Here is a 23894-nt window from a genome sequence, read left to right on the forward strand (position 1 = left end):
CCCGCCCGGGGGCGGGGTCGGTCAGGCTCCGCGGACTCGCAGGGCGCGGGCGAGGTCGTCGAGCTGGTCGACGAGCTTGCGGCGCAGGAGGGGGAGGATGTCGGGGTCGGCGAGGCAGGCGTGGCCGGTGTCGAGGTGGTTCTGGTCCACGGCGTAGGCGGGGAAGGCCCAGCGGCCGGCGGCTTCGCCGATGGCGGGGCCGCGGCGGGCGGCGAGGGCGACGGCGTCGGGGTAGAAGCGGGGCACGTACTCCTTGACGAGGTCGGTTTGTTCGGGCTGCCAGAAGCCTTGGGCGGTGGCGGTGAAGAGGTAGTTGGAGAGGGTGTCGTCGTGGAAGAGGCGGTTCCAGGCGGCGGCCTTGGCCTGGGCGGTGGGCAGTGCGGCGCGGCAGCGGGCGGCGCCTTCCTGGCCGGTGGCGCTGGGGTCGGTGGACAGCGCGGCGTCGATGTCGCGTTCGCCGATGGCGCCGAGGACGGCGAGGCGGGACAGGATGCGCCAGCGCAGTTCGGGGTCGAGTGAGGGGCCGCCGGGGACGGCGTCTTCGGTGAGCCAGGAGGCGATGGTGTCGGGTTGGGCGGCGCTGTCGACGAGGGTGCGTACGGCGGTCAGGCGCAGGCCGGGGTCGGAGCCGTCCTCGGTGTTGCGCAGCAGGTCGCGGGCGATGGCGGTGAGGGTGGCCAGGGCTTCGGTGCGGTGTTCGGGGGCGGTGTAGCGGGTGGCGATCTGGGTGCGGGCGAAGGTGAGGACGCCTTGGACGAGGGCCAGGTCGCGTTCGGCGGGCAGGTGTGCCTCGGCGGTGGCCAGGTAGTCGGCGGGGGCGAGTTCGCCGTCGCGGACCATGTCGCGCAGGGAGTTCCAGACGACGGTGCGGGTGAGGGCGTCGGGGATGCCGGACAGGCCGCTGCGGACGGTGTCGAGGGAGGTCTCGTCGAGGCGGACCTTGGCGTAGGTGAGGTCGCCGTCGTTGAGGACGAGGAGGGCGGGGCGCGGGCCGCCGGCGGAGAGGACCTCGTCGGAGGGGATGTCGAGGTGGAGGAGTTCGGTGCGTTCCAGGGTGCGTCCGTCGGCGGGGTCGCGGTGGTAGACGCCGGCGGCGATGCGGTGGGGGCGGCTGCCGTCGCGGTCGATGGTGAGGGTCCAGCCGGCGGGGCCTTCGGCGCTCTCCTGGATCTGCGGGGTGAGGGTGTCGGTGCCGGTGGTGCGCAGCCAGTCCCGGGCCCAGGCGTGGACGTCGCGTTCGGTGTGGGCGGCGAGGGAGTCGACGAAGTCGGCGAGGGAGGCGTTGGCGAACTTGTGGCGGGCGAAGTGGGGGTTGATGCCGGCGAGGAAGTCCTTCTCGCCGAGCCAGGTGACGAGCTGGCGCAGGGCGGAGGCGCCCTTGGCGTAGGAGATGCCGTCGAAGTTGAGGAGGGCGGAGGCGGTGTCGGGGACGTCGTCGGGGTCGGGGGCGACGGGGTGGGTGGAGGGGCGCTGGTCGGCGTCGTATCCCCAGGCCTTGCGGGAGACGCCGAACTCGGTCCAGGTGTCGGTGAAGCGGGTGGCTTCGGTGAGGGTCTGGTAGCCCATGTATTCGGCGAAGGACTCGTTGAGCCAGATGTCGTCGAACCAGGCGAGGGTGACGAGGTCGCCGAACCACATGTGGGCCATCTCGTGGGCGATGACCATGGCGCGGGTCTGGCGTTCGGTGTCGGTGACGGCGGAGCGGTAGATGAACTCGTCGCGGAAGGTGACGAGTCCGGGGTTCTCCATGGCGCCGGCGTTGAACTCGGGTACGAAGGCCTGGTCGTAGGAGTCGAAGGGGTAGGGCTCGGTGAACTTCTCCTGGTACCGGTCGAAGCAGTCCTTGGTGAGGGAGAGGATCTCGTCGGCGTCGGTGTCCAGGTGGGGGGCGAGGGACTGGCGGCAGTGGATGCCGAAGGGCAGTCCGGCGTGTTCGGTGGTCACGCTGTGCCAGGGGCCTGCGGCGACGGCGGCGAGGTAGGTGGAGAGGAGGGGGGTGGGGGCGGATTCCCAGATGCCGGCGCCGTCCGTCTCGCGGGTCGCGGTGCGGGTGGTGATGCCGTTGGCGAGGACGGTCCAGTGGGCGGGGGCGGTGACGGTGAACGCGAAGACGGCCTTGAGGTCGGGCTGGTCGAAGGCGGGGAAGACGCGCTGGACGTCGTCCATGAACATCTGGCTGTAGACGTACGCCTCGCCGTCCGCGGGGTCGGTGAAGCGGTGCAGGCCCTCGCCGGTGCGGGAGTAGCGCATGCGGGTGTCCAGGCGCAGCTCGTGGGGTCCTTCGGCGAGGCCGGTGAGGGGGAGCCGGTTGTCGTCGAGGGCGGCCGGGTCGAGGGGGTGGCCGTCGAGCGTGGCGGAGCGCAGCTCGTCCGGTTTCAGCTCCAGGAAGGTGTCTCCGGTGGTGCGGGCGGTGAACCGGATGACGGTGGTGGAGTCGAAGGTGTCGTCGCCGGTGGTGAGGTCGAGGGAGACGGCGTAGTGGTGGACGTGGAGGAGCTGGGCTCGGAGCTGCGCTTCGTTGCGCTTGAGTGCGGACATGGGGCCCATGCTGCCGCACGGTCCGGGCGGGGCCCCAGCGTGTTTCGCCGGGGCCGGGGCCGGGGCCCGTGGCGGGGCCGGTGGCTGCCTAGGCCTGGTCTTCGCCCGCCGCGATGGTCTCGTGGTGGCGGATGACCTCGGCGATGATGAAGTTGAGGAGCTTCTCGGCGAAGGCCGGGTCGAGTTTGGCGTTTTCGGCGAGCTGGCGCAGCCGGGCGATCTGGCTGGCTTCGCGGCCCGGGTCGGCCGGGGGGAGCTGGTGCCTGGCCTTGAGGTGGCCGACCTGCTGGGTGCACTTGAACCGCTCCGCGAGCATGTGGACCACGGCGGCGTCGATGTTGTCGATGCTGTCGCGCAGGCGGGCGAGTTCGGCGGCGACGTTGTCGTCGATTCCGTTGCCGATCCGGTTGTCGATGTCGTCGCTGTTGTTCATGGTTCCCGAGAATACGTGGCGGTGGCGGGTGGTTTCCCGGGCAGCCGATCAGTGAGACGGGAACCGGCCGTGTGCAGGTCGGGGTGCCTGTCGGGGTCCGGTCACAGGGGCAGGATCGCGGTGACGGGCCAGCCGCCTTCGGGGGTGGGGCCGGCGGTGAGGGAGCCGCCGAGGGCCTCGGCGCGTTCGGCCATTCGGGCGAGGCCGTGGCCGCCGCCGCGGGCGTTCTCGGAGACGGGGGCGGGGTGGCCGCCGCCGTCGGCGACGCGGACTTCCAGGCCGGGGGGGGACGGTGCGCGGGCCGATGCGGACGGCGGTGGCGGTGGCGGCGTGTTTGCCGGTGTTGGTGAGGGCTTCCAGGACGATGCGGTGGGCGGCGGCACCCAGGGCCGGGCCGGCGGCGCCGAGGCCGTGCCCCGGCGCCGGGGCCGGGCCCTGGGCGGGTGGCCGCGCCGAAGCCCGTTGCCCTGCGGGCGGCGGCAAGCAGCGCCGGGGCGGCCGGGTCGGGGCCGGGCCCCGCGGGGACGGTGGTGAACAGCGTCGGGCCGGCTGCGCCGGGGCTCCCTGGGGCTCCGCCCCAGACCCCGCGCCTCAAACGCCGGCGAGGCTGGATTTGCCCGCCCCTGAGCGTACGGCCGGCCATACCGCCCGGCGTGGGACGCGTGGCGAAGCCGGATCCGTCCGCCTCGGGAGGCGCGTCGCGGCAGAATCCGCGCTCCCCAGGCCGTGCGGCGGAGCCGGGCCCGACCGCCCGGCCGGCAGTGCCAAGGCGCACCGTGCACGCGGACTTGCTTGCCCCGCCCCTCACGGCGCATTCGGACCTGACCGACACAGGCCGCGCGGCGCAGCCGCAGGTGAGCTGGGCGCGTCGGCCGGCGGGGCAGGGCGCAAGGTCGAGGCGGGGTTGTCCGCGGGGCCATCTCGCGCAGCAGCCGGACCGTGATGGCGGGCGAGACGAGGGAGTCCCCGACGGCCGTGGCGCGTACCGCTTCAACCAGCATGGCCGGGCCGGCGTCTTTCAGGAGGAAGCCGGATGCTCCGCCGTGGAGCGTCGCGTGGACGTATTCGTCGAGGTCGAAGGTGGTGACGATGACGATGCGCGGGCCGTCTTGGCCGCAGAGGCGGCAGGTGACCTCGAGGCCGTCGAGCTTCGGCATGCGGATGTCGAGGAGCAGGACGTCGGGCCGGTGCTCGGCGACGGCCGCGAGGGCGGCTTCGCCGTCGACCACGTCGGCGAGGACCTCGATGTCCGGCCGGCTCTCGAGGATCATCCGGAATCCGGTCCTGACCATCTCCTGGTCGTCCGCGATGACCACTCTGATCGCCATGCGCTGCCTGCCCCGCTGTCGCCCGCTGCCGCCTGCGCTTCGTTCCCGTGGGACCGGTGCGCGCGTGGGCCCGCGACCGCGCACGGGACCGTCGGTCGGTACTCCTGGCGACGATACGTACCTACGGGGCGCGCGGCCTCGCCCTTCCGGCCGGTTCGTGCCCGGCCGGAAGGACGAGGACCAGGGGGTGACGCGGGCGAGGCGGGTGGAGCGGGTGCTACATGCTCGCCGCGGCGCTCTTGATCGCGGCGGCGAAGGTGGAGACCTCGGTGTAGACGCCGGGGTAGTCGGGCCGCGCGCAGCCCTCGCCCCAGCTGACGATGCCGACCTGGATCCAGGCGTTGGCGTTGTCCCGGCGGAACATGGGGCCGCCGGAGTCGCCCTGGCAGGTGTCGACGCCGCCCTGGGCGTAGCCGGCGCAGATCTCCTCGCTCGGGACGAGGGAGCTGCCGTACGAGGCCTGGCAGCTGGCGTCGGAGACGAAGGGGACGGTGGCCTTCATCAGGTAGCGCTGCTGGCCGCCTCCCTCGCGGGTGGCGCCCCAGCCGGCGACGGTGAAGGTGCCGTTGTCGTACTGCTTGGTCTCGGCGATCTTGAGAGTGGGCAGGTTGATGGGCTTGGCGAGCTTGATGAGGGCCCAGTCCTTGCCCGTGCCGTTGTAGCCGGGGGCCCGCAGGACCTTGGTGGACTTGACCTTGATGGCGCTGGCGCTGTTGAGGTCGACGACTCCGGCGGTGGCGGTGATGGAGGTGTTGTTGCCGGAGCTGCCCACGCAGTGGGCGGCGGTGAGGACGATCTGCTGGGTGTAGAGGGCGCCGCCGCAGCCCATGGAGAGGCGGACCATGAAGGGGAACTCGCCCTGGGCGGCGCGGGTGCCGCCGACGACGGGGGCGGGGCCGGCGCTGGCGGTGGAGGGCTGGAGGCTGACGGCCGCGAGGGCGACGGCGCCGACGACGAGGGTGCGCTTCATGAACCGCACGAGGGTAGACACAGTCAACACACTGCCTTTCGTGGGGGGTTGGGCTGTGCGCGTCATTGGGTGAATGACACGTCCATGACACATCCGATGTATGGCGGACATCAAGAACGTGTTTTCGGACAACTTCTCGCCCAGGGGGCGGCATGACGGAGAACAGCAGGCGCAGCAACCCGGTGCAGCACGGATTTCCACACCTCGAGACGGTCCGCGCCTCGATCACCGCACTGTTCCGCCGGCTGTCCCCCGAGGGGATCCGGGCCTATGACACGAGCTTCGCCCCGGCGGACGCGGCCTTCGGCCGGGACGAGGACCTGCACCTGGGCGCCCACCGGGTGGCCTCCGCGATGGTGCGCGCCCTGCGGCTGCCCGACGCGCGCATGGTGGTCGCGTTCCGGCCGATGCGGGACGCGGCGACGGTGGAACTGACCGCGGGCCCCGAGTACTTCGTCGAGGTCAACGACCGCTTCCGGGCGCACCGACGCGACCTGGCGGCCGCGCTGGCCCACGAGGTGGCGCACGTCCTGCTGCACCGCCTGGACCTGCGCCTGGCCACCACTGCGGAGAACGAGATCCTCACCGACACCGCCGCCGCCTTCCTCGGCGCCGGCTGGCTGCTGCTCGACGCCTACCGCGAGGACGCGCTCACCCACCAGAAGCTCGGCTACCTCACCCCGGAGGAGTTCGGCTACGTCCTGGCGCGCCGGGCCGCCCTGTTCGGCGAGGACCCGTCCACGTGGTTCAGCAGCCCGCAGGCGTACGAGGCCTACGTGCGCGGCCGCGACCTGGCCGGGCGGGAGCGGCGCCGGCCCCCGCTCGCCGAGGCGCCCGCGCAGGCCCGGCGCCGGTACGCGAAGGCCCTGCGCACCGGGGCTCCCCCGCCGGACGGGTCGGCGTACCGCTTCGAGCCCGGCGGGTCGGGGCCGCTGGTGAACTTCCCGTGCCCGGTGTGCGGACAGCGGCTGCGGCTGCCGGTGCGCGGGCCGCTCAGGGCCCGGTGCGGACTGTGCCGCACGGTGCTGGAGTGCGTCACCTGAGGCCCCTGCGGCCGGAGTTGACCTCTGCACGGCTCTGTTCAGCGTGATCCGCCTTGATCCATCGCGATTCACCGCCCGGCCACAAAAAGTTTCCTACCGGCCAGTAGACAGGGGGGCGGATCTGGCCAATTCTGGTCGCGTCCATGTCAAATGCGACCCCAGGAGCGCCCCCACATGCTCAGCACCCGCCGCACCCGCACGACCCGCACCGCCGCCGCCGGCGCGGCCGTCGCGGCCGCCGTCCTGACCCTGCTGCCCGCCACCGCCGCCGAGGCGGCACAGGCCCCGGCCCCGGCCGCCGTCACCGCATCGGCTTCGGCCTCCGCCCCCGGCGGCAACGCGGCCATCCTCGGCATCGACTACGCCACCTGGCAGCGGGACGTGGCCACCGCCATCGACGCGGCCCGCCCGGCCATCGAGCGGCGCATCGCCGCCTCGCCCGCCGGCGAGAAGCCCGCGATCGTGCTCGACATCGACAACAGCTCGCTGGAGACGGACTTCCACTGGTTCTGGACGTTCCCGACCCCCGCGATCTCCAAGGTCCGCGAGCTGACCCGGTACGCCGACGAGCGCGGTGTGGCGATCTTCTTCGTCACCGCCCGCCCCGGGATCATCTACTCGCTCACCGAGCACAACCTCAGGTCGGTCGGCTACCCGGTCTCCGGCCTGTACGTCCGCGACCTGCCCGACCTGTTCGACGAGGTCAGCGCGTACAAGACCGGCAAGCGCGCCGAGATCGAGGCCCGCGGCTACACGATCATCGCGAACATCGGGAACAAGCAGAGCGACCTGGTCGGCGGCCACGCCGAGCTCACCGTCAAGCTGCCGGACTACGGCGGCAAGCTCTCCTGACCCGGCGTGCCCCGGTCCGGCCCCGGGGGCCGGACCGGGGCTCACGTCCCGTACACCCGCTGCGGCGGCTCCGCGGCCGCGAGGAGCTTCAGCGCGGCCTCGCCCGCCTCGGCCGGGGTCCAGCGGGCGCCCCGGTCCGCGGTGGGGCCGGGCCGCCAGCCCTCCATCACCGTGATCCGACCGCCCTCCGTCTCGAAGACCCGGCCCGAGACCCCGGCCGAGGCCTCGGAGCCGAGCCACACCACCAGCGGGGAGACGTTCTCCGGGGCCATCGCGTCGAACTCCCCGGCAGCCGGCGCGGCCATGGTCCGCGCGAAGACCTGCTCCGTCATCCGGGTCCGCGCGGCCGGGGCGATCGCGTTGACCTGGACCCCGTACCGGCCCATCTCCGCGGCCGCGACCAGCGTGAGCCCCAGGATCCCGGCCTTGGCCGCGCTGTAGTTGCCCTGCCCCACCGCGCCCGACAGGCCCGCGCCGGACGAGGTGTTGACCACCCGCGCGGCCACCGGCCGGCCCGCCTTCGCCTCCGCCCGCCACCACGCGGCCGCCGCCCGCAGCGGCAGGAAGTGCCCCTTCAGGTGCACCCGCATGACGGCGTCCCAGTCGTCCTCCTCCAGGTTCACCAGCATCCGGTCCCGCAGGAACCCGGCGTTGTTGACCAGCGTGTCCAGCCGGCCGAAGGCCGAGACCGCGCACTGCACCAGCGAGGACGCCCCCTCGCCCGTCGCGATGTCCCCGCCGTGCGCCACCGCCTCCCCGCCCCCAGCCCGGATCTCGGCGACGACCAGCCCGGCCGGGGACTGCGGCCCGGGCACCCCGTCCAGGCCCACCCCCAGGTCGTTGACCACCACCTTGGCGCCCTGCTCCGCGAACGCCAGCGCGTGGGCCCGCCCCAGCCCCCGCCCCGCGCCCGTCACGATCACGACACGCCCCTCGGCGATACGGGTCATCTCAGCCCTCCTTGTTGACGGTTGCCGCATCCAGAAACGCGGGGCGCTCCCCGCCCCCGTGCACGAGCAGGCTCGCCCCGCTCACGTACCCCGCCCGGCCGGAGGCCAGGAACACCGCCGCCTCCCCCACGTCCGAGGGCTCCGCCAGCCGCCCCAGCGGCACGGTCGCGCCGACCGCCGCGACCCCGGCCTCGTCGCCGTAGTGCAGGTGCGCCAGCTCGGTCCGCACCATGCCGAGGACCAGCGAGTTGACCCGCACCTCGGGGGCCCACTCCACGGCCATCGAGCGGGCCAGGTTCTCCAGCCCCGCCTTCGCCGCCCCGTACGCCGCGGTCCCGGGCGAGGGCCGGGTGCCGCTGACGCTGCCGATCATGACCACCGAGCCGCGCGCCTCCCGCAGCCACGGATGGGCGGCCAGGGAGGCCGTCATCGGCGCCAGCAGGTTCAGCTCGACGACCCTGGCGTGCCACTGCGCCTCGCCCTCCCCGAGCAGCCGGTACGGGGTGCCGCCGGCGTTGTTGACCAGGCAGTCCAGGCGCCCGTACCGGTCCGCGACCGCTCCGAAGAACTGCCGCACGGCCGCCGCATCGCGCAGGTCGACGGCGGTGAAGGACGCCTCGCGGCCGTCCGCCGACACGGGTTCCCGCGGCGGCCGCCGCGCGCAGACGACGACCTCGGCGCCGGCGCCGAGGAACGACCGGGCGATGCCGGCACCGACGCCCCGGGTTCCGCCGGTGACGACGACGACCCTCCCGTCGAGCTCCATGGGCTGCTACCTTCCTCACCTAACAAATGTTTGGTGGAAAGGTAGCTGATCCTCTCATGGGTGTCTCCACCTCCGGCCCGGACAAGGGCATCGCACTCGTCACAGTCGACTTCCCGCCCGTCAACGCGCTTCCCGTGCAGGGCTGGTACGACCTCGCCGACGCCCTGCGCACCGCCGGCCGCGACCCCGAGGTCCGCTGTGTCGTCCTCGCCGCCGAGGGCCGGGGCTTCAACGCGGGTGTCGACATCAAGGAGGTGCAGCGCGACACCGGCCACACCGCGCTCATCGGCGCCAACCGGGGCTGCTACGAGGCCTTCGCCGCCGTCTACGAGTGCGAGGTGCCGGTGGTCGCGGCCGTGCACGGGTTCTGCCTGGGCGGCGGCATCGGCCTGGCCGGCAACGCCGACGCGATCGTGGCCAGCGACGACGCCACCTTCGGCCTGCCCGAGCTGGACCGGGGCGCGCTCGGCGCCGCCACCCACCTGGCGCGCCTGGTGCCCCAGCACCTGATGCGCGCGCTGTACTACACCTCACGCACCGCGACCGCCGCCGAACTGCACGCGCACGGCTCGGTCTGGAAGGTGGTCCCCCGCGAGGGGCTGCGGGCCGCCGCCCTGGAGCTGGCCGCCGAGATCGCGCGCAAGGACGGCTCGCTGATCCGGCTGGCCAAGGCGGCCATCAACGGCATCGACCCGGTGGACGTGCGCCGCAGCTACCGCTTCGAGCAGGGCTTCACCTTCGAGGCCAACCTCAGCGGGGTCGCCGACCGGGTCCGCGACACCTTCGGGAAGGGAGCGAGTTCATGACCGGCAAGAGCATGACCCCCGAAGAGGTGGTGGGGCAGCTGCGCAGCGGGATGACCCTGGGCATCGGCGGCTGGGGCTCGCGGCGCAAGCCCATGGCCCTGGTGAGAGCGCTGCTCCGGTCCGAGGTCACCGATCTCACGGTGATCTCGTACGGCGGCCCCGACGTGGGGCTGCTGGCCGCCGCGGGCCGCATCCGCCGGCTCGTCGCCCCCTTCGCCACGCTCGACTCGATCCCGCTGGAGCCGCATTTCCGGGCCGCCCGGGAACGCGCCGCCTTCACCCTGACCGAGCTCGACGAGGCCATGTTCATGTGGGGCCTGCACGCCGCCGCCAACCGGCTGCCCTTCCTGCCCGTGCGGGCCGGCCTCGGCTCCGACGTGATGCGGGTCAACCCGGAGCTGCGGACCGTGGCCTCCCCGTACGAGGACGGCGAGGAGCTCGTCGCCGTCCCCGCCCTGCGCATGGACGCCGCCCTGGTGCACCTGAACCGCGCCGACCGCCTCGGCAACGCCCAGTACCTGGGCCCGGACCCGTACTTCGACGACCTGTTCTGCGAGGCCGCCGACGCCGCGTACGTGTCCTGCGAGCAGCTCGTGGAGACCGCCGAGCTCGCCAAGGCCGGTCCACCGCAGTCGCTCCTGGTCAGCCGGCACTCCGTCACCGGGGTCGTCGAGACGCCGGGCGGCGCGCACTTCACCTCCTGCGTCCCCGACTACGAGCGCGACGAGGCCTTCCAGAAGCTGTACGCGACCACCCCCTGGCCCGAGTTCGCCGAGCGCTTCCTCTCGGGGGCGAGCGAGCACGACTACCAGTCCGCCGTCCGGACCTGGCACGAGGAGCAGCAGAAGTGACCGCTCGTACCCCTCTTCTCCCGGCCACCCGGGCCGAGTACTGCGTGATCGCGTGCGCCGAGGCGTGGCGCGACAACGGCGAGGTCCTGGCCAGCCCGATGGGCCTGGTCCCGTCCTTCGGCGCCCGGCTGGCGAAGCGGACCTTCTCGCCCGACCTGCTGCTGACCGACGGCGAGGCGATGCTCGTCGGGCTGGACGGCGCGGCCGAGGGCTGGCTCCCCTACCGCCGCCACCTGACGATGGTCACCGGCGGCAGGCGGCACGTGATGATGGGCGCCAGTCAGATCGACCGCTTCGGCAACCAGAACATCTCCTGCATCGGCGACTGGGAGCGCCCCGCCCGCCAGCTGCTCGGAGTGCGCGGGGCTCCGGTCAACACGCTGAACAACCCGGTGAGTTACTGGGTGCCCAGGCATTCGACCCGGGTGTTCGTCGAGCGGGTCGACATGGTCAGCGGTGTCGGCTACGACCGCGCCGAGGCGGCCGGGGTGACCCGCTTCCACCGGCTCCCCCGGGTGGTGAGCGATCTCGGCGTCTTCGACTTCACGGGGCCCGGCCACTCGATGCGGCTGGTCTCGGTCCATCCCGGGGTCACCGTCGAGCAGGTCCGGGCGGCCACCGGCTTCGACCTGACCGCCGCCGACGAGGTCCCGTACACGCGGGAGCCGGCCGACGAGGAGCTGCGGTTGATCCGCGAGGTCATCGACCCGGAGAACCTGCGCGACCGCGAAGTGCGGGTCTGATCCGATGGGGACGCCGCGGACGCGGACACCGACGATGCAGACGCCTCGGATGGAGACGGCGCTGACGAAGCTGGTCGGGGTGGCGCACCCGATCGTGCAGACGGGCATGGGCTGGGTCGCCGGACCCCGGCTGGTGTCGGGCGCGGCCAACGCGGGGGCCCTGGGGATCCTGGCCTCGGCGACGATGACGCTGGAGCAGCTGCGGTCGGCGGTCCGGGAGGTCCGGTCCCGGGTGCCGGAGGGGACCCCCTTCGGGGTCAATCTGCGTGCGGACGCCGGGGACGCGGCCGAACGGGCCCAGCTGATCATCGACGAGGGGGTGCGGGTGGCGTCCTTCGCCCTCGCGCCGTCCAGGGAGCTGATCGCGCGGCTCAAGGACGCGGGGGTGGTCGTCATCCCCTCGATCGGGGCCCGGCGGCACGCCGAGAAGGTGGCCGCGTGGGGCGCGGACGCGGTGATCGTGCAGGGCGGCGAGGGCGGCGGGCACACCGGGGACGTGGCCACGACCGTGCTGCTGCCCCAGGTCGTGGACGCCGTGGACATCCCGGTGGTCGCGGCGGGCGGCTTCCGCGACGGCCGCGGTCTGGTCGCGGCGCTCGCGTACGGGGCGGCCGGGGTCGCCATGGGCACCCGCTTCCTGCTGACCTCGGACTCCACCGTCCCGGACGCGGTCAAGGCCGAGTACCTGAAGGCCGCGGTCAAGGACGTCACCGTCACCACGGCCGTCGACGGCCTGCCGCACCGGATGCTGCGCACCGAGCTGGTCGACTCGCTGGAGCGGGCGGGCCGGGCGCGGGCGCTGGCGCGGGCGGTGCGGCACGCGGCAGGCTTCCGGAAGCTGTCGGGGCTGAGCTGGCCGCAGATGGTGCGCGACGGTCTGGCCATGAAGCACGGCAAGGACCTGTCGTGGAGCCAGGTGCTGCTGGCCGCGAACACCCCCATGCTCCTCAAGGCGTCCATGGTCGAGGGCCGTACGGACCTCGGTGTCATGGCATCGGGCCAGGTCGCGGGCGTGATCGAGGATCTCCCGTCCTGTGCGGAGCTCGTCTCCCGCGTCATGGCCGAGGCACAACAGGCACTCGAAGCACTGCACTCGCTCCGCGCCCTGCCACCACCAGGGTGATCCCCCTTCTCCGTCACGGGAGTTGACTCCATGAGCCGTGCCCGAATCCGCCTGGCGACCGCGGCGGCCCTGGCCGCCCTCGCCATCGGGACCCTGCCCGCCGCCTCCGCCACCGCCGCCGACCCGGCGCCCGCGTCCAGCGCGGGCTTCCACCACCCGTGGGGTGCGGAAACGATCCGCCAGATCCCCCTGCAAGGCGCCGTCAACGTCCGGGACATCGGCGGCTACCGCACCTACACCGGCGGCCAGGTCCGCCAGGGGCTGGTCTACCGCTCCGACGCGCTGAGCAAGCTGACCCCCGCGGACGTCACCGCCGTCTCCGGTCTGGGCCTCACGAAGGTCGTCGACTTCCGCATCCCGATGGAGCTCCAGTACGAGGGCGCCGACAAGCTGCCGCCCGGGCTCTCCCCCACCTCGCGCCCGGTCAGCGACCTCGGCCTGTACGGGACGCTCGTCGGCGCGATCTCCAGCGGCGACCCCGTCAAGCAGGAGCAGATGCTCGGCGGGGGACGCGCCGAGGCCTACATGCGCGACATCTACCGCACCTTCGTGACCAGCCCCGAGAACCGGGCGCAGTTCGCGGCGACGCTGCGGGAGATCGCGGACGGCGGGCAGGGCCCGCTCCTGTACCACTGCACCTCGGGCAAGGACCGTACCGGCTGGGTGAGTTACGTGCTGCTGCGCGCGCTGGCCGTCCCGGAGTCCTCCGCCGAGCGCGACTACCTGGCGTCGAACACCTTCCGCGCCGCGTACGACGCCCAGCTGCGGGCGGGCCTCAAGCAGTCCGGGCGGATGCAGAACCCGGACCTGCTGATCCCGCTGCAGGAGGTCCGCCAGGACTACCTGGCCTCCGCGACGGCGCGGCTGGAGGCCGACTACGGGAGCTTCTACGGCTACCTGACGGACGGCCTCGGCCTGGACCTGCGGACGCTGGCGCGGCTGCAGAAGAAGATGGTCCGCTAGCGGACACGACGACGCCGGGCCGTGCGCGAAGCGCGGCCCGGCGTCGAGGTGCGTGACTGCGGTCAGACCGCGCGGCGGCGGCCCTGTCCCCCGGAGCCGACCCGGCTGCGCGCGGAAGCGGCGGCCGCGCCACCGGAGGCGCCGCCCCCGGTACGCCTGCCCTGGCCCGCGGAGCCGCCGGCCCCGCCGGCGCTGCCCTGGCCGCGGCGGGCCTGGCCCGAACCGGAGGCCGCCGGGGCCTGCGCGGAGCCCCCGCCGCCGGAGCGGCGGCCGCGGCCGCCGGCAGCCGGAGCGCCGCCCGTGGCGGCAGCGGTACGGGGACCGCCCGAGCGGCGGCGCGAGCCGGAGCCCGAACCGGAGCCGCTGCGCGGCTTGGGCGCGGCCTGCTGCGGCACCTCGAGGACCACCGGGATGCCCGAGGGCTCCTTGGCGCCGGTCAGCCGGGCCAGTTCCTCGTCGGAGGACTTGATCTGCGCGGTGCGCGGGAAGATCCCGGCGTCCGACATGAGGCGGGTCATGTCCCGCTTCTGGTCGGGCAGCACCAGGGTGACCACGCTGCCGGACTCGCCGGCGCGGGCGGTGCGGCCGCCGCGGTGCAGGTAGTCCTTGTGGTCGCTCGGCGGGTCCACGTTGACGACGAGGTCGAGGTCGTCGATGTGGATGCCGCGCGCCGCGACGTTGGTGGCGACCAGTGCGGTGACCTCGCCGGTCTTGAACCAGTCGAGGGTCCGGTTGCGCTGGGGCTGCGAGCGCCCGCCGTGCAGGCCGGAGGCGCGCACGCCGTCCGCGAGGAGCTTCTTGACCATGCGGTCGACCCCGCGCTTGGTGTCGACGAACATGATCACCCGGCCGTCGCGAGCGGCTATACGCGTCGCCACGGCCTTCTTGTCGGTCTCGTCCATGACGTACAGGACGTGGTGCTCCATCGTGGTGACCGCGCCGGCCGACGGGTCGACGGAGTGGCCGACCGGGTCGTGCAGGAACATCTTGACGAGCTTGTCGATGTTCTTGTCGAGGGTGGCCGAGAAGAGCATGGTCTGGCCGTCGGACCGCACCTGCTTGAGCAGGGCGGTGACCTGCGGCATGAAGCCCATGTCGGTCATCTGGTCGGCCTCGTCCAGGACGGTGATCGCGACCTGCGAGAGGTCTGCGTCGCCCCGGTCGATGAGGTCCTTCAGACGGCCGGGGGTGGCGACGAGCACCTCGGCGCCGCGGCGCAGGGCGCCCGACTGCCGGTTGATCGACATGCCGCCGACGACGGTCGCGATGCGCAGGTTGACGGCGGTGGCGTACGGGGCCAGGGCGTCGGTGACCTGCTGCGCGAGCTCACGGGTCGGTACGAGGACCAGGGCGAGCGGCTGCTTGGGCTGCGAGCGGTGGCCGGCGGTACGGGACAGCAGCGCCAGGCCGAAGGCCAGCGTCTTGCCGGAGCCGGTGCGGCCGCGGCCGAGCAGGTCGCGGCCGGCGAGGGAGTTCGGCAGCGTGGCGGCCTGGATGGGGAAGGGTTCGGTGACGCCCTGGGCGGCGAGGGTCTTCAGCAGCGCCTCGGGCATGTCCATGTCCTCGAACGCGGCGACCGGCGGCAGCGCCGGGGCGGCAGGCTCGGGCATGGTGAATTCCTGCGGGCGGGGGGCGGGGGCGGACTTCTGCCGTCCCGCGCCAGCCTTCGGACGTCCCTGGGCCGCACCTCGGCCCCGGGTGGGGCGGCGGCTGGGTCGTGCGGAGCTGGAGCTGGTCATGCGAGAAAGCCCTCCTGAAACCGGCAGGTACAACAAAAGTCGAGACAGCAGACAAGTCGGGGCCCGCACCTCGCGGTGCGGGCCCCGGCATGCTGGAAAACTTAGGCGGGGAGGATGTTCTCCGCCTGCGGGCCCTTCTGGCCCTGGGTGACGTCGAAGGACACGCGCTGGCCCTCGGTGAGCTCACGGAAGCCCTGGGTGGCGATGTTCGAGTAGTGGGCGAACACGTCCGGACCGCCACCGTCCTGCTCGATGAAGCCGAAGCCCTTTTCCGAGTTGAACCACTTCACGGTGCCAAGTGCCATTTTTGAATCTCCTGAATAGGCGGCAAGGGCCCCATCCGGAGACTCCGGCAAAAACAATAAAAACGCCTGAGGAACATTCCCGTCAGGCGCACATAAAGTTCATGGGTACCACAACTGCAACGAGCTCTAAGCTAGCACACCTCCGCGCGGCCGTGTCGGACGGCGGATGTGACCTGCGTCCCGAATGTCCGCAAGGCCCGTCCCGTCCCCCCGGTCCGGGCCCGGCTCCAGCGGTTCTACAGCCGTTCGATGATCGTCACATTGGCCTGGCCGCCGCCCTCGCACATGGTCTGGAGGCCGTACCGGCCCCCGGTGCGCTCCAGTTCGTGCAGCAGCGTCGTCATCAGCTTCACGCCGGTCGCCCCCAGCGGATGGCCCAGGGCGATCGCGCCGCCGTTGACGTTGACCTTCTCCGGGTCGGCCCCGGTCTCCTTCAGCCAGGCCAGGACCACCGGGGCGAAGGCCTCGTTGATCTCCACCAGGTCGATGTCGGCCAGCGCCATGCCGGCCTTCTTCAGCGCGTACGCCGTGGCCGGGATCGGGGCCGACAGCATGCGGATGGGGTCCTCACCGCGGACCGAGAGGTGGTGGACGCGGGCCCGCGGCCGCAGGCCGTGTTCGCGTACCGCCCGCTCGGAGGCGATCAGCAGGGCCGCCGCGCCGTCCGAGACCTGGGAGGAGACGGCCGCGGTGATCGTGCCGCCCTCGACCACGGGCCTCAGGCCCGCCATCTTCTCCAGGGTGGTGTCCCGGCGCGGGCCCTCGTCGGCCGCCACGTCCCCGTAGGCCGCCGTCTCCCGGGCGAAACGTCCCTCGTCGATCGCGCGGACCGCCCGCCGGTGGGACCGCAGCGCGAACTCCTCCATGTCGCGCCGCGAGATCCCCCACTTCTCGGCGATCAGCTGGGCGCCGTGGAACTGGTTCACCGGGGCGTCGCCGTACCGGGCCCGCCAGCCGGCCGATCCCGCGTAGGGGCCCTCGGCGAGGCCGAGCGGCTCGGCGGCCTGCCGGGAGGCGAAGGCGATCGGGATCATCGACATGTTCTGGGTGCCGCCCGCGACCACCAGGTCCTGGGTGCCGGAGAGCACGCCCTGCGCCGCGAAGTGCACCGCCTGCTGCGAGGAGCCGCACTGGCGGTCGACGGTGACCCCCGGCACCTCCTCCGGCAGCCCGGCCGCGAGCCACGCCGTGCGGGCGATGTCCCCGGCCTGCGGCCCCACCGTGTCGAGACAGCCGAAGACCACGTCCTCCACGGCGGCCGGGTCCACCCCCGACCGCTCGACGAGCGCCTTCAGGACGTGCGCGCCGAGGTCCGCGGGGTGGACCTGGGACAGGCCGCCGCCGCGCCTCCCGACGGGGGTGCGGACGGCTTCGACTATGTAGGCCTCGGGCATGGCGACTCCTTGACGGTTCAGGGGCGTACGGCGATCCCGTCCAGCACCATCGACAGGTACTGCCGGGCGATCTCCTCGGGGCTGTGCCGGCCGCCCGGCCGGTACCAGGAGGCAGCCACCCACACCGTGTCGCGTACGAAGCGGTAGGTGAGGCGGATGTCGAGGTCGGCGCGGAAGACGCCGGCGGCGACCCCCCGCTCCAGCGTCCCCAGCCAGGCCTTCTCGAACTTCTGCTGCGAGTCGGACAGGTAGTGGAAGCGGGGCTGCGCGGAGAGGGTGCGGGACTCCTTCTGGTAGATCGCGACGGCGGCGCGGTGCCGGTCGATCTCCCGGAAGGACTCGGTGACCAGGGCCTCGATGGTCTCCCGGGGGCCGAGGCCGGCGGCCAGGACGGTGTCGTAGCCCTCCCAGAGCTCGGTGAGGAAGGCGGAGAGGATCTCGTCGAGCATCGACTCCTTGGAATCGAAGTGGTAGTAGAGGCTGCCGGCGAGCATCCCGGCGGCGTCGGCGATCTTGCGGACGGTGGTGGCGTTGTAGCCCTGGGCGGCGAAGACCTCGGCCGCCGTGTCCAGCAGCTCGCGGCGCCGCTCGGGCGAGGGCGTCACCTGCGGCTTCTTCTTGGGGGCCGGGGCGGCCGTCGGCTGGTTCGTCGACTTGTTCGTAGGCACGCGCCCATTGTGGCGCCAGACGCCGCGGCGGCCTGATCCACAGCGCACCCCTAGGCGCGCTGGCTGCTGACCGACACGGTCTCGCCCGTCATGTACGACGAGTAGCCGCTGGCCAGGAAGACGATGACGTTGGCGACCTCCCAGGGCTCGGCGTACCGGCCGAAGGCCTCGCGGGCGGTGAGTTCGGCGAGCAGCTCCTCGCTGGTCACCTTCACCAGGTGCGGGTGCATGGCCAGGCTGGGCGCGACGGCGTTGACCCGTACGCCGAAGGCCGCGGCCTCCAGCGCCGCGCAGCGGGTCAGGGCCATCACGCCGGCCTTGGCGGCGGCGTAGTGGGCCTGGCCGGTCTGGGCGCGCCAGCCGACGACGGAGGCGTTGTTGACGACGACCCCGCCCCGGCCGGCCGCCCGCAGGGAGCGCAGCGCGGCGCGGGTGCAGCGGAAGGTGCCGTTCAAGGTGACGTCGAGGACGCGGGACCACTGGTCGTCGGTCATGTCGACGAGGTCGGCGGTGCCGCCGAGGCCGGCGTTGTTGACGACGATGTCGAGGCCGCCGTGGGCCTGCTCGGCGTGCGCGAACAGGGCGCGCACCTGTTCTTCGTCGGTGACGTCGCAGGGCAGCGCGGTGACGCGGTCCGCCCCGAACTCGGCGGCCAGCGCCTTCTCGGTCTCCCCCAGGCGGCGGGCGTGGGCGTCGCCGATGGCGATCCGGGCGCCCTCCTCCAGGAAGCGGCGGGCGGTGGCGCCGCCGATCCCGGCTCCGGCGGCAGCGGTGATGACGGCGGTGCGGTCCTTCAGCAGGTGGTGGCCGGGGGTGTAGGGGGGCCCGTTCACGCGAACTCCTCGACGCTGCTCATGGCCGCACGTTAACCTATCAAACACTTGTTAGGGAAGCGCGCAAGGCGCTCCCCGCGACGTTGCGCGGAGCGTTCCGCGCGGGCGTTCAAGGAGGCGGGCACCTGATGGACCTCACCCAGACGGCGGAGGTCGCGGCCTTCCGGGCCGAGGCCCGGGCCTGGCTGGCCGACCACGTTCCCGCTTCGCCCCTGCCCTCCCTGGAGACGGCGGAGGGCTTCGCCGCGCACCGGGAGTGGGAGGGGATGCTGCACGCGGACCGCTGGTCGGCGGTGTCCTGGCCCGAGGAGTACGGCGGCCGGGGTGCGGACATCGTCACGTGGCTGGTGTTCGAGGAGGAGTACTGGGCCGCGGGCGCGCCCGGCCGCGTCTCGCAGAACGGCATCAGCCTGCTCGCCCCCACCCTCTTCGACCACGCGAGCCAGGAGCAGCGGGCGCGGGTGCTGCCGCCGATGGCGAGCGGCGAGGTGATCTGGGCGCAGGCCTGGTCGGAACCGGAGTCGGGCTCCGACCTGGCCTCGCTCACCTCCCGGGCGGTGCGCACCGGGGGCGGCTGGCTGCTGTCCGGGCAGAAGACCTGGTCCTCGCGGGCGGCCTTCGCGGACCGCGCCTTCGGCATCTTCCGCACCGACCCGGACGCGCCGAAGCCGCACCAGGGGCTCACGTATCTGATGTTCGACCTGCGGGCGCCGGGGGTGACGGTGCGGCCCGTCGGCCGTCTGGACGGCAAGCCCGCCTTCGCGGAGCTCTTCCTGGACGAGGTCTTCGTACCGGACGAGGACGTGATCGGCGAGCCGGGGCAGGGCTGGCGGATCGCGATGTCGACGACGGGCAACGAGCGGGGGCTGACGCTGCGCTCCCCCGGCCGGTTCCTGGCGGCGGCCGACCGGCTGGTCGCTCTGTGGCAGGCGGCCGGGGACCGGTCCGACACCGCGCTGCGGGACCGGGTGGCGGACGCCGTGGTCGGGGCGCGGGCCTACGAGCTGTTCACCTGGGCCGGTGCCTCCCGGTTCGCGGCGGGCGGTTCGATCGGCGCCGAGTCCAGCCTGAACAAGGTGTTCTGGTCGCAGTACGACATCGCCCTGCACGAGACGGCGCTGGACCTGCTGGGCGCGGACGCGGAGCTCGCGGAGGGGGCGTGGGCCGAGCCGTGGGTGTTCTCGCTGGCGGGGCCGATCTACGCGGGGACCAACGAGATCCAGCGCGACATCATCGCCGAGCGGCTGCTCGGCCTTCCGAAGGGCCGCCGCTGATGCGCTTCCTGCCGACCGACGAGCAGTCGGACTTCGCGCGGACGCTGCGCGCGCTGCTGGGCGCGGCGGACGTGCCGGCCGCCGTACGGGCCTGGGTGGTCGGCGAGCACGGGCCCGGGCGGGCCCTGTGGTCCCGCCTCGCCGGTACGGGCCTGTTCGCGCTGGCCGCGCGGGAGGACTGCGACGGCGTGGGCCTGCTGCCGCTCGAGCTGTCGCTCGGTTTCGTGGAGCTGGGCCGGGCCGGGGTGCCGGGGCCGGTGGTGGAGACGGCGGCCGCGTCGGTGCTCCTGTCCGAGCTGGGGGACCAGGGGCCGGCGAAGCGCTTCGTCCCGGGCCTGGCCGCGGGCGAGGCCTCGGCCACGCTGACCCTGCCGGGCGGGAGCCCGTACGCCCTGGACGCGGACGCGGCGACGTACTGCTTCACGGTTTCGGCGAAGGGCGAACTCCGCCTGGCCGCGGGCGGGGCGGGTACGGCGGGCGCGCTCGGCCGCGCAGGCGGGCCGGGTACGTCAGACGCGGTCGGCCCGGCGGGTACGGCAGGTACGGCGGGGGCCGCAGGCGCGGCCGGTCCGGCAGGCGCCGGTAGCTGGGCCGTGTTGGGCTCGTTGGATCCGGCCCGCAGGCTTTCGGTGCCGGCGGGCGGGGAGCTTCTCGCCTCGGGGCCGGCCGTGACGGCGGCGGCGGAGACGGCCGCCCGCTGGGCGCGGCTGCTGACGGCGGCCCAGTGCCTGGGCGTCGGCGAGGCGCTGCTGGCCGCCACGGTGGAGTACGCGAAGCAGCGCACGCAGTTCGGGGCGCCGATCGGGTCCTTCCAGGCGGTCAAGCACCGGCTGGCGGACACCCTGCTCGGGCTGGAGTTCGCCCGGCCCCTGCTGTGGGCGGCGGCGCTGTCGACGAAGGCGGGGGACGTGGCCGCGGCCAAGCTCACCGCCGGCGAGGCGGCATACGCGGCGGCGCGCACGGCCCTCCAGCTGCACGGGGCGGTCGGCTACACGCAGGAGCTGGACCTGTCGCTGTGGCTGCGCAAGGCCCGCCCGTTGCGCGACGCGTGGGGCACGCCCTCGGCCTGCCGGGCGGCGGTCCTCCAGGCGCGGGAGCGGTAGTCCCCGCGCGGCCGAGCGCCCGGGCAGCGCCCTCACGCGCCGATGCGGGCCACGCGGAGGGTGACGACGTAGGACTCCTCGATCGTGCCGTCCGGGAACAGGGGCAGCAGCCGCTCCCGCTCGGCCGCCGTGAACTCCCGGGTGCCGGCCTCGCCGAGGAGGAGGAACGCGGAGTGGCTGGCCTGGTTGGCGAGGTGGGCGTCCAGGGGGATCCGCCGAGACCAGCGGACCTCGCGGGTGGTGAACTCGGCCCCCTCCAGGGACTCGCGTGAGGGCAGCCCGATCTCCTTCACCGCCTCCCGGATCCGGGCGTCCTGCGCGGCGATCCACGGCACCGACAGGTCCAGGTCGTTCCACCACAGGGCGAGCGCGCCACCGGGGCGCAGCACGCGGCGGGCCTCGGGGACGGAGCGGGCGGGGTCGGTCCAGTGCCAGGCCTGGGCGTAGGTGAGGAAGTCGAAGGCGGCGCTCGCCAGCGGCAGCCGGTCGCCGTCCCCGCGTACGACCGGGATCCCCGGGTGGGCCCGCCGGAGCTCGGCGGCCATCCCGTCCCCCGGCTCCACGGCGAGGACCTCGGCCCCGCGGGCCCGCAGCAGCCCGGTGGCGATCCCGGTCCCCGCTCCCACATCGGCCACCCGCGCCCCGGCGAGCGGGCGCCCGGCGAGCTCCTCGACCGCGTCGAAGAGGGCGGGCGGATAGCCGGGCCGGTTCGCGGCGTACAGGGCGGCGGCGGCGTCGAAGGACCGGGCGCGTTTCGTCATGCGGCCAATGTTCTCGACCACCGCGTCCCGGCGCCAACGTGTGTGACGTGCAGGGGATGTGATGGGATCCCCTTGATCGAACGAACGACGAACGACGAACGGCGAGGTACGGGAACCATGCGAAGGACGACGACCGGGACGGCGCTGGGCGCCGCGGCGGCAGCGGCGGTACTGCTCACCGGCTGCGGAAGCGACACCCCGAAGCCGGCGGCGGACAACGGCAAGCCGGGGGCCTCCCAGAGCCCCGCGTCGTCCGCGCCGGCGGCCAAGAGCGGCGGCGCGACCCACGAGGTGACCCTGGAGGTCGGCGGCACGGGCAAGACGGCGGTCATGTACAGCGGCGTCGACAGCGGCTTCGAGCAGCAGACCCTGCCGTGGACGAAGTCCGGCACGGTCGAACTCACCGCCGCGGAGCAGAAGGTGGGCTACCTGGTGAACGTGGTTCCGGGCACGATCACGGGCGCCGACGGCAAGCTCCAGCAGGCCCCGTGCGTCATCAAGGTCGACGGCAAGAAGGTCGCGGAGAGCGACGGCGTCACGACGACGAAGGGCTGCTCCTACACGATCAAGTAGCCGCCGGTCCCGCCCCCGCGGGGGTCGGCCGGGTCACTCGCGGGGGCGGCGCAGGGAGAGGCGGGCCAGGGCGGCCGTCCGGAGCAGGAGGAGCGCGGCGGTGCCGGCCGCCTCCCAGCGCGGTTCGGCCGGGCGCTTGCCGAGGGCCCAGGCCGGGGCGTCGGCATATACGGTGATCGCCAGGCGTGCGCCGGCCGGCAGGTCCATCGGTGCGGACACCGCCCGCCGGCGGTCACCCCGCCGTCATGCCGCCGTCCACGGCGAACTCCGTGCCCGTCACGTACGAGGACGCGTCCGAGCACAGGAAGAGGACCAGCTCCCCGACCTCCCGCGGCCGCCCCATCCGCCCCAGCGGCACGTGCGACCAGTCCCGGCCCTCGACCGCGCCGGCCACCATCGGCGTGTCGATGGCGCCCGGGTGCACCGAGTTGACCCGGATCCGGTCCGCCGCCAGGTCCAGTGCCGCCGAGCGCGTCAGCCCGCGCAGGGCGAACTTGGTGGAGCCGTAGGCGGCGTGGCCCGGTATCCCGACCAGTCCGGCCGTCGAGGAGATGTTGACGATCGAGCCGCCCCCGCCGGCCCGGAGCACCGGCGCCACCGCCTGGATGCCGAGGAAGGGGCCCAGCAGGTTGACCCGCAGGAGCGCCTCGAACTCGTCGAGCCGCTGCCGCTCCACGTGGGCCGTGCGCCACAGGGCCGCGTTGTTGACCAGCGCCGAGATCGTGCCGAAGGCCGCCACCGCCGCCCGGACGACCGCCGCCCAGCCGTCCGCGTCCGCCACGTCGTGCCGCACGTACAGCCCCTGGTCGCCGAGTTCCGCGGCCACCGCCCGGCCCTCTTCCTCCCGTACGTCCGTGACGACGACCCGCGCCCCCGCCTCCGCGCACAGCCGCGCCTCGGCCGCGCCCTGGCCGCGCCCGGCGCCGGTGATGACGACGACCTTTCCCTCGAGGGAGACACCCACGGTTCCACCCCACCTCTCCCGCGCCCACCTTTCAATCAGGCATATGTCTAGCAGTCACAGATCGCGGGAGGAAGGCCCGCTGCGCGGCCCGGTCGTGGACCGGCCTCGCCGTACTGGCCGCGGAGCCCGGCCGGCACCCGTAGCCTCGGCGTCATGACGGGCAGTGCGATCAGCCTCCGCACGGTGGAGGAGACGGCTCCGGCTCTCGTGAGCCTGTACAAGAGCGCCGGGATCTCCCTGCGCAAGTACGGCCTGGAGGGCGGGCGCGCGGCGGTCTATCTGGTCCTGGACTACTCCGGGTCGATGCGCCCGTACTACGAGGACGGCAGCGTTCAGGCCCTCGCCGACCGGGTGCTGGGGCTGTCCGCGCACCTGGACGACGACGCCGCGGTGCCGGTGGTCTTCTTTTCCACGGACATCGACGCACTGGAGGAGATCTCCCTCGCCGGCTACGAGGGGAGGGTCACCGAGATCGCCTCGCGCCTCGGCCACATGGGCAAGACGTCCTACCACGCGGCGATGGACGCCGTGATCGACCACTACCTGGACTCGGGGTCCGCACACCCCGCCCTCGTCGTCTTCCAGACCGACGGCGGACCGGTCAACAAGCACGCGGCGGAGAAGTACCTGTGCAAGGCGGCCCGCCTACCCCTCTTCTGGCAGTTCATCGGCTTCGGAAACACGCGCAGCGCTCAGTTCGACTTCCTGCGCCGACTGGACGAACTGCCGGTCCCCTCCCGACGCGTCGTGGACAACGCGGGCTACTTCCACGCGGGCCCGGATCCGCGCACGGTCCCCGACCCGGAGCTGTACGACCGCCTGCTCGGCGAGTTCCCGGCCTGGCTGGCGGCGGCCCGCGGCGCGGGCATCGTGCGCGTCTGAAGCGGCGGGGGCCGGGGACCCGCGCTTTGATG

At 73.4% G+C, this 23894-nt stretch carries 24 protein-coding genes and 1 pseudogene; 11 read left to right on the plus strand and 14 right to left on the minus strand.

Translation table 11 applies throughout. The annotated features are described in order from the left end of the window. Window positions 1–21: 21 nt before the first annotated feature. The 4 genes and pseudogenes from pepN to BGK67_RS10530 all read right to left on the minus strand — a co-directional run bounded on the left by pepN (window position 22) and on the right by BGK67_RS10530 (window position 5269). Complete coding sequence (gene pepN, locus BGK67_RS10515; RefSeq protein ID WP_069923769.1) at window positions 22–2538, minus strand: aminopeptidase N; 2517 nt, start codon at window positions 2536–2538, stop codon at window positions 22–24. Window positions 2539–2626: 88 nt separating this feature from the next. Then, on the minus strand, window positions 2627–2971 hold the full coding sequence (locus BGK67_RS10520; protein WP_069919827.1) for a chorismate mutase: 345 nt from the start codon (window positions 2969–2971) through the stop codon (window positions 2627–2629). A 902-nt stretch (window positions 2972–3873) separates the two neighbouring features. After that, window positions 3874–4299, minus strand: a pseudogene (locus BGK67_RS10525) (response regulator); the annotation flags it as partial. A 217-nt stretch (window positions 4300–4516) separates the two neighbouring features. Further along, window positions 4517–5269, minus strand: a complete 753-nt coding sequence (locus tag BGK67_RS10530) for a serine protease (RefSeq protein ID WP_244291184.1) — start codon at window positions 5267–5269, stop codon at window positions 4517–4519. Window positions 5270–5421: 152 nt separating this feature from the next. On the opposite strand from BGK67_RS10530, the gene BGK67_RS10535 reads away from it, so the two are divergent. Together BGK67_RS10535 and BGK67_RS10540 are read left to right on the plus strand one after the other, a co-directional pair. After that, window positions 5422–6312, plus strand: a complete 891-nt coding sequence (locus BGK67_RS10535) for a hypothetical protein (protein ID WP_069919829.1) — start codon at window positions 5422–5424, stop codon at window positions 6310–6312. Between the two features lie 174 nt (window positions 6313–6486). Beyond that, window positions 6487–7164 (plus strand): HAD family acid phosphatase, encoded by a 678-nt coding sequence (locus BGK67_RS10540; protein ID WP_069919830.1) that lies wholly within the window; start codon window positions 6487–6489, stop codon window positions 7162–7164. A gap of 41 nt (window positions 7165–7205) precedes the next feature. Here BGK67_RS10540 and BGK67_RS10545 read toward each other — a convergent pair whose 3' ends face one another. After that, complete coding sequence (locus tag BGK67_RS10545; RefSeq protein WP_069919831.1) at window positions 7206–8114, minus strand: SDR family oxidoreductase; 909 nt, start codon at window positions 8112–8114, stop codon at window positions 7206–7208. A gap of 1 nt (window position 8115) precedes the next feature. Further along, entirely contained in the window at window positions 8116–8880 is a 765-nt protein-coding gene (locus tag BGK67_RS10550; protein ID WP_069919832.1) for an SDR family oxidoreductase, read from the minus strand. A 56-nt stretch (window positions 8881–8936) separates the two neighbouring features. Between BGK67_RS10550 and BGK67_RS10555 the strand changes: the two genes are divergently transcribed. The 5 genes from BGK67_RS10555 to BGK67_RS10575 are packed head-to-tail and all read left to right on the plus strand — an operon-like array spanning window position 8937 to window position 13366. After that, window positions 8937–9686 (plus strand): enoyl-CoA hydratase family protein, encoded by a 750-nt coding sequence (locus BGK67_RS10555; protein WP_069919833.1) that lies wholly within the window; start codon window positions 8937–8939, stop codon window positions 9684–9686. Beyond that, complete coding sequence (locus tag BGK67_RS10560; RefSeq protein WP_069919834.1) at window positions 9683–10537, plus strand: CoA transferase subunit A; 855 nt, start codon at window positions 9683–9685, stop codon at window positions 10535–10537. The genes BGK67_RS10555 and BGK67_RS10560 overlap by 4 nt, the downstream gene beginning before the upstream one ends. Further along, complete coding sequence (locus BGK67_RS10565; RefSeq protein ID WP_107488795.1) at window positions 10534–11280, plus strand: CoA-transferase subunit beta; 747 nt, start codon at window positions 10534–10536, stop codon at window positions 11278–11280. The genes BGK67_RS10560 and BGK67_RS10565 overlap by 4 nt, the downstream gene beginning before the upstream one ends. Before the next feature lie 34 nt (window positions 11281–11314). After that, window positions 11315–12403 (plus strand): NAD(P)H-dependent flavin oxidoreductase, encoded by a 1089-nt coding sequence (locus tag BGK67_RS10570; RefSeq protein ID WP_279628669.1) that lies wholly within the window; start codon window positions 11315–11317, stop codon window positions 12401–12403. Between the two features lie 30 nt (window positions 12404–12433). Further along, window positions 12434–13366, plus strand: coding sequence for a tyrosine-protein phosphatase (locus BGK67_RS10575; protein WP_107488796.1), 933 nt, complete (start codon window positions 12434–12436; stop codon window positions 13364–13366). 62 nt (window positions 13367–13428) lie between these two features. Here BGK67_RS10575 and BGK67_RS10580 read toward each other — a convergent pair whose 3' ends face one another. The 5 genes from BGK67_RS10580 to BGK67_RS10600 all read right to left on the minus strand — a co-directional run bounded on the left by BGK67_RS10580 (window position 13429) and on the right by BGK67_RS10600 (window position 18305). Beyond that, window positions 13429–15105 carry a DEAD/DEAH box helicase gene (locus tag BGK67_RS10580; protein ID WP_069919836.1) on the minus strand — a complete coding sequence of 559 codons (1677 nt, stop codon included), beginning with the start codon at window positions 15103–15105 and terminating at the stop codon, window positions 13429–13431. 101 nt (window positions 15106–15206) lie between these two features. Next, on the minus strand, window positions 15207–15410 hold the full coding sequence (locus tag BGK67_RS10585; RefSeq protein ID WP_008743912.1) for a cold-shock protein: 204 nt from the start codon (window positions 15408–15410) through the stop codon (window positions 15207–15209). A gap of 236 nt (window positions 15411–15646) precedes the next feature. Next, window positions 15647–16804, minus strand: coding sequence for an acetyl-CoA C-acetyltransferase (locus tag BGK67_RS10590; RefSeq protein WP_069919837.1), 1158 nt, complete (start codon window positions 16802–16804; stop codon window positions 15647–15649). 17 nt (window positions 16805–16821) lie between these two features. Continuing rightward, window positions 16822–17472, minus strand: coding sequence for a TetR/AcrR family transcriptional regulator (locus BGK67_RS10595; protein ID WP_069919838.1), 651 nt, complete (start codon window positions 17470–17472; stop codon window positions 16822–16824). A 50-nt stretch (window positions 17473–17522) separates the two neighbouring features. Next, window positions 17523–18305 carry an SDR family oxidoreductase gene (locus tag BGK67_RS10600; RefSeq protein ID WP_069919839.1) on the minus strand — a complete coding sequence of 261 codons (783 nt, stop codon included), beginning with the start codon at window positions 18303–18305 and terminating at the stop codon, window positions 17523–17525. A gap of 128 nt (window positions 18306–18433) precedes the next feature. Between BGK67_RS10600 and BGK67_RS10605 the strand changes: the two genes are divergently transcribed. Both BGK67_RS10605 and BGK67_RS10610 read left to right on the plus strand, forming a co-directional pair. Next, on the plus strand, window positions 18434–19579 hold the full coding sequence (locus BGK67_RS10605; protein ID WP_069919840.1) for an acyl-CoA dehydrogenase family protein: 1146 nt from the start codon (window positions 18434–18436) through the stop codon (window positions 19577–19579). Beyond that, complete coding sequence (locus BGK67_RS10610) at window positions 19579–20682, plus strand: acyl-CoA dehydrogenase family protein (RefSeq protein ID WP_069919841.1); 1104 nt, start codon at window positions 19579–19581, stop codon at window positions 20680–20682. The genes BGK67_RS10605 and BGK67_RS10610 overlap by 1 nt, the downstream gene beginning before the upstream one ends. 32 nt (window positions 20683–20714) lie before the next feature. On the opposite strand, the gene BGK67_RS10615 is transcribed toward BGK67_RS10610, so the two are convergent. Then, window positions 20715–21443 (minus strand): class I SAM-dependent methyltransferase, encoded by a 729-nt coding sequence (locus tag BGK67_RS10615; protein ID WP_069919842.1) that lies wholly within the window; start codon window positions 21441–21443, stop codon window positions 20715–20717. A 117-nt stretch (window positions 21444–21560) separates the two neighbouring features. On the opposite strand from BGK67_RS10615, the gene BGK67_RS10620 reads away from it, so the two are divergent. After that, entirely contained in the window at window positions 21561–22016 is a 456-nt protein-coding gene (locus BGK67_RS10620; protein ID WP_069919843.1) for a hypothetical protein, read from the plus strand. 33 nt (window positions 22017–22049) lie between these two features. Here the strand turns inward: BGK67_RS10620 and BGK67_RS38805 are convergent, their stop codons facing one another. Together BGK67_RS38805 and BGK67_RS10625 are read right to left on the minus strand one after the other, a co-directional pair. Next, entirely contained in the window at window positions 22050–22223 is a 174-nt protein-coding gene (locus BGK67_RS38805; RefSeq protein ID WP_167739563.1) for a hypothetical protein, read from the minus strand. A 25-nt stretch (window positions 22224–22248) separates the two neighbouring features. Then, window positions 22249–22980 (minus strand): SDR family NAD(P)-dependent oxidoreductase, encoded by a 732-nt coding sequence (locus BGK67_RS10625; protein WP_069919844.1) that lies wholly within the window; start codon window positions 22978–22980, stop codon window positions 22249–22251. A 153-nt stretch (window positions 22981–23133) separates the two neighbouring features. On the opposite strand from BGK67_RS10625, the gene BGK67_RS10630 reads away from it, so the two are divergent. Then, window positions 23134–23862, plus strand: coding sequence for a vWA domain-containing protein (locus BGK67_RS10630; RefSeq protein ID WP_069919845.1), 729 nt, complete (start codon window positions 23134–23136; stop codon window positions 23860–23862). Window positions 23863–23894 lie beyond the last annotated feature (32 nt).

The organism is Streptomyces subrutilus (assembly GCF_001746425.1).
GTDB classification, from domain to species: Bacteria; Actinomycetota; Actinomycetes; order Streptomycetales; family Streptomycetaceae; genus Streptomyces; species Streptomyces subrutilus_A.

Coding starts and splice junctions, on each gene's coding strand:
- pepN (WP_069923769.1), bottom strand. CDS start 2,538: ATGTCCGCACTCAAGCGCAACGAAGCGCAGCTCCGAGCCCAGCTCCTC.
- BGK67_RS10520 (WP_069919827.1), bottom strand. CDS start 2,971: ATGAACAACAGCGACGACATCGACAACCGGATCGGCAACGGAATCGAC.
- BGK67_RS10530 (WP_244291184.1), bottom strand. CDS start 5,269: ATGAAGCGCACCCTCGTCGTCGGCGCCGTCGCCCTCGCGGCCGTCAGC.
- BGK67_RS10535 (WP_069919829.1), top strand. CDS start 5,422: ATGACGGAGAACAGCAGGCGCAGCAACCCGGTGCAGCACGGATTTCCA.
- BGK67_RS10540 (WP_069919830.1), top strand. CDS start 6,487: ATGCTCAGCACCCGCCGCACCCGCACGACCCGCACCGCCGCCGCCGGC.
- BGK67_RS10545 (WP_069919831.1), bottom strand. CDS start 8,114: ATGACCCGTATCGCCGAGGGGCGTGTCGTGATCGTGACGGGCGCGGGG.
- BGK67_RS10550 (WP_069919832.1), bottom strand. CDS start 8,880: ATGGAGCTCGACGGGAGGGTCGTCGTCGTCACCGGCGGAACCCGGGGC.
- BGK67_RS10555 (WP_069919833.1), top strand. CDS start 8,937: ATGGGTGTCTCCACCTCCGGCCCGGACAAGGGCATCGCACTCGTCACA.
- BGK67_RS10560 (WP_069919834.1), top strand. CDS start 9,683: ATGACCGGCAAGAGCATGACCCCCGAAGAGGTGGTGGGGCAGCTGCGC.
- BGK67_RS10570 (WP_279628669.1), top strand. CDS start 11,315: ATGCAGACGCCTCGGATGGAGACGGCGCTGACGAAGCTGGTCGGGGTG.
- BGK67_RS10575 (WP_107488796.1), top strand. CDS start 12,434: ATGAGCCGTGCCCGAATCCGCCTGGCGACCGCGGCGGCCCTGGCCGCC.
- BGK67_RS10580 (WP_069919836.1), bottom strand. CDS start 15,105: ATGACCAGCTCCAGCTCCGCACGACCCAGCCGCCGCCCCACCCGGGGC.
- BGK67_RS10585 (WP_008743912.1), bottom strand. CDS start 15,410: ATGGCACTTGGCACCGTGAAGTGGTTCAACTCGGAAAAGGGCTTCGGC.
- BGK67_RS10590 (WP_069919837.1), bottom strand. CDS start 16,804: ATGCCCGAGGCCTACATAGTCGAAGCCGTCCGCACCCCCGTCGGGAGG.
- BGK67_RS10605 (WP_069919840.1), top strand. CDS start 18,434: ATGGACCTCACCCAGACGGCGGAGGTCGCGGCCTTCCGGGCCGAGGCC.
- BGK67_RS10610 (WP_069919841.1), top strand. CDS start 19,579: ATGCGCTTCCTGCCGACCGACGAGCAGTCGGACTTCGCGCGGACGCTG.
- BGK67_RS10615 (WP_069919842.1), bottom strand. CDS start 21,443: ATGACGAAACGCGCCCGGTCCTTCGACGCCGCCGCCGCCCTGTACGCC.
- BGK67_RS10620 (WP_069919843.1), top strand. CDS start 21,561: ATGCGAAGGACGACGACCGGGACGGCGCTGGGCGCCGCGGCGGCAGCG.
- BGK67_RS38805 (WP_167739563.1), bottom strand. CDS start 22,223: ATGGACCTGCCGGCCGGCGCACGCCTGGCGATCACCGTATATGCCGAC.
- BGK67_RS10630 (WP_069919845.1), top strand. CDS start 23,134: ATGACGGGCAGTGCGATCAGCCTCCGCACGGTGGAGGAGACGGCTCCG.